Origin of the sequence: Myxococcus sp. AB025B, from assembly GCF_006518215.1 — a bacterium.
Lineage (GTDB): Bacteria > Myxococcota > Myxococcia > Myxococcales > Myxococcaceae > Myxococcus > Myxococcus fulvus.
The window spans coordinates 1-5,467 of the sequence record NZ_SRLW01000463.1 but is presented as its reverse complement, the minus strand read 5'-3'; the positions used below and the strand labels follow the sequence as shown (position 1 = coordinate 5,467).

Annotated in this window: 2 protein-coding genes; both read right to left on the bottom strand. The window is 70.6% G+C overall.

Features of this window, described 5'->3' with window-relative positions; genetic code table 11:
• Positions 1-582: 582 nt before the first annotated feature.
• Entirely contained in the window at positions 583-2,337 is a 1,755-nt protein-coding gene (locus FL311_RS40815) for a tetratricopeptide repeat protein (RefSeq protein WP_141333032.1), read from the bottom strand.
• 11 nt (positions 2,338-2,348) lie between these two features.
• Positions 2,349-5,366 (bottom strand): DUF4175 family protein, encoded by a 3,018-nt coding sequence (locus FL311_RS40810; RefSeq protein WP_228557417.1) that lies wholly within the window; start codon positions 5,364-5,366, stop codon positions 2,349-2,351.
• Between the last annotated feature and the right edge of the window lie 101 nt (positions 5,367-5,467).

The following is a 5,467-nucleotide window of genomic DNA, read 5'->3' as shown; positions in this document are numbered from 1 at the left end:
ATTACCAGGCCATTCCCATGATGAAGGAGGAGCGCCTGCGGCCTCTCGTCGAGCGATTCTCCGAACTCCTTCACGGCCATCGAGTCTTCCAAGATGCGCTTGGCTTCATATGAGGGGATGGCTCAGGGCAAGGCCAGGAAGGGTGCGCTGCATGTGGACTGCTCCTTTCACGTCGGGAATCCAGCACTGTCGGGCCGCGGGCACGCACCTTGGGCCAACGCGTGGTCCGCGGTGCGCAGCGCGGCGCGGGTCCGTGCGACAGCGCACGAACGCCGATGAGGACGTGGGGCAGTCAACGCTGGGACTGTACGGGTGTCGGACCAGAGGTGTCGGGTGCCTCACTTCCCCGGCGTGAAGCTAGGCACCCCCCGACAGGTCGGCCCCGTGCGCACAGGCCCGCTCGCCCCCCGGCCCGACGGGCGCGAGGGACGTGCGGGGTGGCCCGCGTTCGCGAGCGACAGGCTCCTTCAACAGCGGCCTGCGTCGAGGGCGGGCCGCCTTCAGCGGTCGGCGTCGGAAGCGCTTCGAGGGCAAGAGCGCCTTCAGCAGCCGGCGTCGGGCGCGCTCGAACGCAGAGCGCCTTCAGCGGCCGGCGTCGGGTGTGCTCGCGGCGGGAGCGGCGGGCGGCTTGGGCTTGTCGCCGCCGGAGGCGGGCACGCTGGTGCCGGACAGCTCCGCCTCCTCCTGGAGGAACCTGCGCGCCAGCTCGTCCACCTCTTCGGGCTTCAAGCCCGTGAGCACCGCCGTCGCCGTCTTCGCGCGCGTCGCCAGCTCCGCCTCGCCGAGCGCGCCGTGGATGCGCGTGAGCGCCACGTGGATCTCCGGGTCGAACGGGTCCGACGCGAGCGCCTCCAGGTACGCCGTCTTCGACTTCGGGTAGTCCTTGCGGTGCAGGAGGATGCGGCCCAGGTGCACGTTGGTGGCGGGCGCGCCGGGGTGCACGCGCAGGCTGCCGCGCAGCACGCTCTCCGCCTCGTCCAGGCGCTTGAGCTCCAGGAGCGTCAGCGCGTACTTGTTGGAGACGGACTCGTACTTGTCGCCCACCAGCTTGTGCGCCTTGGCGTACTCCTCGGCGGCGGCCTTCACCCGGTTGCGCTCGCGCAACAGCTCCCCCAGGTGCGCGAACTTGCGCGCCGGCACCTCCTGCACCTCGTTGAAGTCGCCGAAGGAGATTTCACGGCCCTTCTTCTCGCCGTCCTCCTTCACCTTGCCCTTGGCGTCCTCCTTCAGCACCACGCGGTCGTCGCGCGGCACCAGCTCCATGGGGAAGGGCTGCTTCTTGATGTGGGCGAGCCAGGCCTTCTCGAACAGGCCGAACGGCATGCCCATGGCCGTCTCCACCGCCTTCTTGTCGGACTGGCCGGCCTTGAGCCCCTGCACCACGGCGCGCAGGCCCGCGGCGCCCTTGGACTGGTGCACGTAGTCGATGGCGTAGAACACCTCCGCGAACGCGGTGGCCGCGTCCTCCGCGGTGGGCAAGAGCGCGATGGACGGGTGCATCTTCTCGAACGGGATGAGCTTGTCCGCCTTCACGCGCTTGCCGAGCAGCGCCTGCGTGGAGGGCGTCATCGCCAGGCCCGCCTTGCCGCGCCAGCGCGACTCCAGGAACTTGGCCAGGCCCTCGTGCAACCAGATGGGCACCGTGTTGCGGCTCATCTGGCTGACGACGAGGTGGATGTACTCGTGCGCCAGCGTGTCCTGCCAGTCGTAGCCCTGCGCCACCGCCTTGGGGCTGGTCACCATCAGCTTGTTGAACTTGCAGATGGCGATGGTGCCGGTGGTGCGGATCTGCTTCTCGGTGAGCGTGCTGACCTTGGCCAGCTCGCGCGCGTTGTTCACCACCTCCACGCGAATCTTGCCGCCCGGAGGCGTCCAGCCCAGGTCCTCCGCCATGGCGCGGTGGATGGCCTCCAGCGTCTCCAGCGCGTACGGCACCAGCACCGCCTCCTTCCCCTTGGGGTAGAGGAAGATGAAGTGCTCGCTCTCCGCGCGCTGGTGGTTCTTGACGATGTCGCGCGTGTCCTTGGCCAGCCGCAGGTAGCTGCCCGGCTTGTCCTCGATGTTGGCGCCCTGGAGCAGGCCCACCGCGTCGTCGTAGCGGCCCTCCTCGAAGGCCACGCGGCCCTGGTAGTACTTCAGGGGCTCCACGTCGGCGGGAATCAGCGCCTCCACCTCGGACAGCTCGCGCCGGGCGCCCGGCACGTCCCAGTCATCCAGCGCCGACTCCACCTGGCCCAGGCGCGTCTTCACCTCGTCCTTGAGCGAGGACTCCTGCGCGAAGGCGGGCGTGGCCGCGCACAGGCCCAGCGCGAGCACCAGCGCTCCCCTGCGATTCATCCGGGCGTCCCTCACTTCACCAGCTCCTCGTAGTAGCGCTTCACCTGCTCGCGGTACTTCTCCGGCGCGCCCTGCTTCATCGCGTCCAGCAGGTCCTTGCGGAACTCCTTGGGCGCCTGGAAGGCGTCCTCGTCGGGCAGCTCCACCTGGTCCTTGGGGTCTCTTCCGGACTGGCCCTGCTTGCGTCCGCTCATGCCGCCCGGCAGCGGCAGTCCGCCCTTCCTGCCCTTCTGGCCCTGCTGCATCTGCTGCTGGAACTGCTTCAGGCCCTCGAGCGCCGCCTGCTGCTCGCCGTAGCCCCGGCCCGGGTCCTTGCCCTGCATGCGCTGGGCGGCCTCACCCATGCGCTGGCCCACGCCCTCCATCTGCTGCGCGGCCTCCTCGCCGAACAGGGGCGCGGTCTGCTCCATCTCCTCCATCTGCTGGCGCAGCCCCTGCGCGCGCTGCTCCAGCTGCTGCTGCTGCTGGGCGAGCTGCTGCAACTGCTGCTTCTCCTGCTGGGACAGCTGCGAGCCGGGAGGCGGGAAGAGGTTCTGGAGCTGGCGGTTGACGTCCTGCACGTTGCGCGCGTCGCGGTCCAGGCGCTGGGCCAGCTCCGAGGACTGCTGGCGCACCTCGGGCGGATTGCCGAACATCTCGTCGAGCTGCTTCTGCTGCTCGCCCATGCCGGCCAGCTGTCGGGCGGCGTCCTCGGCGCGGGCGGCGGCCTCGGCGGCCAGGTCGAAGTCGTTCACCTTCAGCGCGTTCTCCACGTTGGACAGCTCCGACTGGGCCTCCTCCAGCGGGCGCGCGGCGCGGCTGTTGAGGTGCTCGGGGTTGAGCTTGTCGTAGCTCTGCTGGGCCTGCTGCACCTTGCGCAAGAGCTCGTCCTTGATGGCCTCGCCGCGCTGGGAGAGCTTCTCCTTGTTCTGCGCCCGGGCCTGGTCGCGCAGCTGGCGCGTCTGCTCCGCCACGCGCTGCTGCTCGTCGACGGTGCCCTTGAGCTCCTCCATGAACTTGCCGAACTTCTCGGCCAGCTCCGGGTACTGCTCGCCGCCGAACTCCTCGTTGGCGTCGTCCAGGCCCTTGAGCATCTCGTCCATCTGCATGCCCAGTTCCTGCAGCTTCGCGAGCGCCTCGTCCGTCTTGCCCTCGCGCATCAGCTTCTCGACGTCGTCCAGGGCGGACTGCAGGTCCTGCTCCTTCATCATCTCCGACAGGGCCTCGGCGTTGAGGTGCTCGTCGCGGATGCCCTTGCGCATCTCCGCCATGCGCTGCATCAGCTCCTGGATGCGCGCCTTGAGCTGTTGAATCTGCTCCATCACCGCCTGGCGCGCGGCCTCGTCCGGGTTGGCCTTGAAGTCCTCGATGAGGCGCGACAGCTCGCGGCGCTCGCCGGCCAGCTGCCTGGCCATCTCCTGCAGCGCCTCCAGCTTCTGCCGGTCCAGCAGCGCCTCCAGGTAGAGGATGTCCTTCTCCAGCTCGGTAATCTCCTCCGTCACCACGGCGGTGAGGCGGTTGCCGGTGCCCCAGTCCTCGCCGCGCGAGCGCTGGGTGCGCAGGAACAGGCGGCGGAAGTCCGCGGTGCCGTTGATGTGGCTGCCCAGCGACTCGGAGATGTTGGCCAGCGCGGAGACCAGCTCGGTGGGGACATCGCGCTCGCGCGACAGCGTCTGCGCCAGGGTGCGCATGTCGGTGATGAGCTGCTGGCCGCTGGTGTCCACCGCGCCCGCGGCGGCGATGGCCTGCGCGTCCTTCTGCTTCGCGCGGTCAGGCCCCTCCAGGCGGTCCGCCAGGTGGTCCACCATGCGGCCCCAGAGCTGCTCGGCCTTCTCCAGCGCGGCGCGGTGGTGCTCGGCGGCGGAGTAGATGCGCAGCACGTGCGTGCGGCTGACGCCCTTCTTGGGGCCCTCCACCGCGTCGTTGTCCTGCGCCTCCACGAAGTACGTAATCCGGTCACCCGCGTCGACCTTGAGCGAGCCCAGGTCCCACGTGTACGTGTCGCGGCTCCGCCGGCCGTCCTCGCGTCGGAGCGGCACGCGCGTGTCCTGCTGCGCGCCGGGCGTGCGGAAGACGAGCGACAGGCCGGACAGGCCGTAGTCGTCGGTGGCCTCGTACTTGAGCGTCACCTTCTGGCCGGGGTCCACCTCCAGCTCCGCGGCGGGCGTCAAGAGCGACACCTGCGGCGCCTTGTCCGCCTCCACGGTGAGGGGGATGTCGGGGCCCACGGCGATGGGCTTCTCGCGCGTGCCGTAGAAGGCGAAGCGGTAGTGGCCGCCCTGCTTCGCGACGAAGGTGCCCGTCAAATCCCGGTTGCCCGTCACCTGGAGGGGCAGGGCCTCGCCGTTGATGACCAGCTCCGCGCGCTCCACGGGGCGGTCCGAGCGCGTCTTGATTTGAATCTCCGTGCCGGCCGGGGCGCTCACCGCGCCGTCGGTGCCGGGGACGGTGCGCTGGGACAGGCCGGTGTACGCGGGGTAGCGGTACGTCAGCTCGATGTCGCCGGTAATCGGCTCCACCTGGGCCTTGGCCTCGGGTGTCTTCGCGGTGTCGAGCACGCGCTTGACGCCCGCGGCCCACTTCTCGCCGAACAGGCCCATCACCAGCGCGAGCAGCAGCAGCACGCCGCAGGCGGCCAGGGCGGTGCGCTGTGCGGGGCGCGAGTCGACGACGGAGCGCGCGTCCACGGTGCGCACGCGCGTGTCCATCTGCTGGAGGAAGGCCTGGGCCAGCTCGGGCGAGCCGTTGGCGTGCGCGCCGTCCTCGCGCATCAGCTCCACGGCGGCGAGCACGTCCAGGGACAGCTCCGGGCGGCGCTCACCGACGAGCCGCGCGGTGAGCGTGTCATCCCCCACGCGGCGGCGCGCGAGCCACAGCCCGAAGACACACGCCAGCGCCACGCCCACCGGCAGCGCCAGGCCCAGCAGGCTGCCGCCCAGGCGCGGCGCCCACAGACCCAGCAGGCCTCCGCCCACCCACAAGACGCACGCGGCCAGGAACCCCAGCGCGGTGCCCTGCAGCCACAGGTAGCGCCGCTGGCGCTGGCGCACGGAGGCCAGGAGCGCCCGGACCCCTTCGCCTCGCGAGCGCCGGCCCCTCGACGCGGGGGCGGACGGAGGGGCCGGCGCTCGCGAGGCGAAGGGGTCCGGGC

Bases quoted from the DNA above. Each gene is read 5' to 3' on its own strand.
- FL311_RS40815 (WP_141333032.1), bottom strand. From the start codon at position 2,337: ATGAATCGCAGGGGAGCGCTGGTGCTCGCGCTGGGCCTGTGCGCGGCC.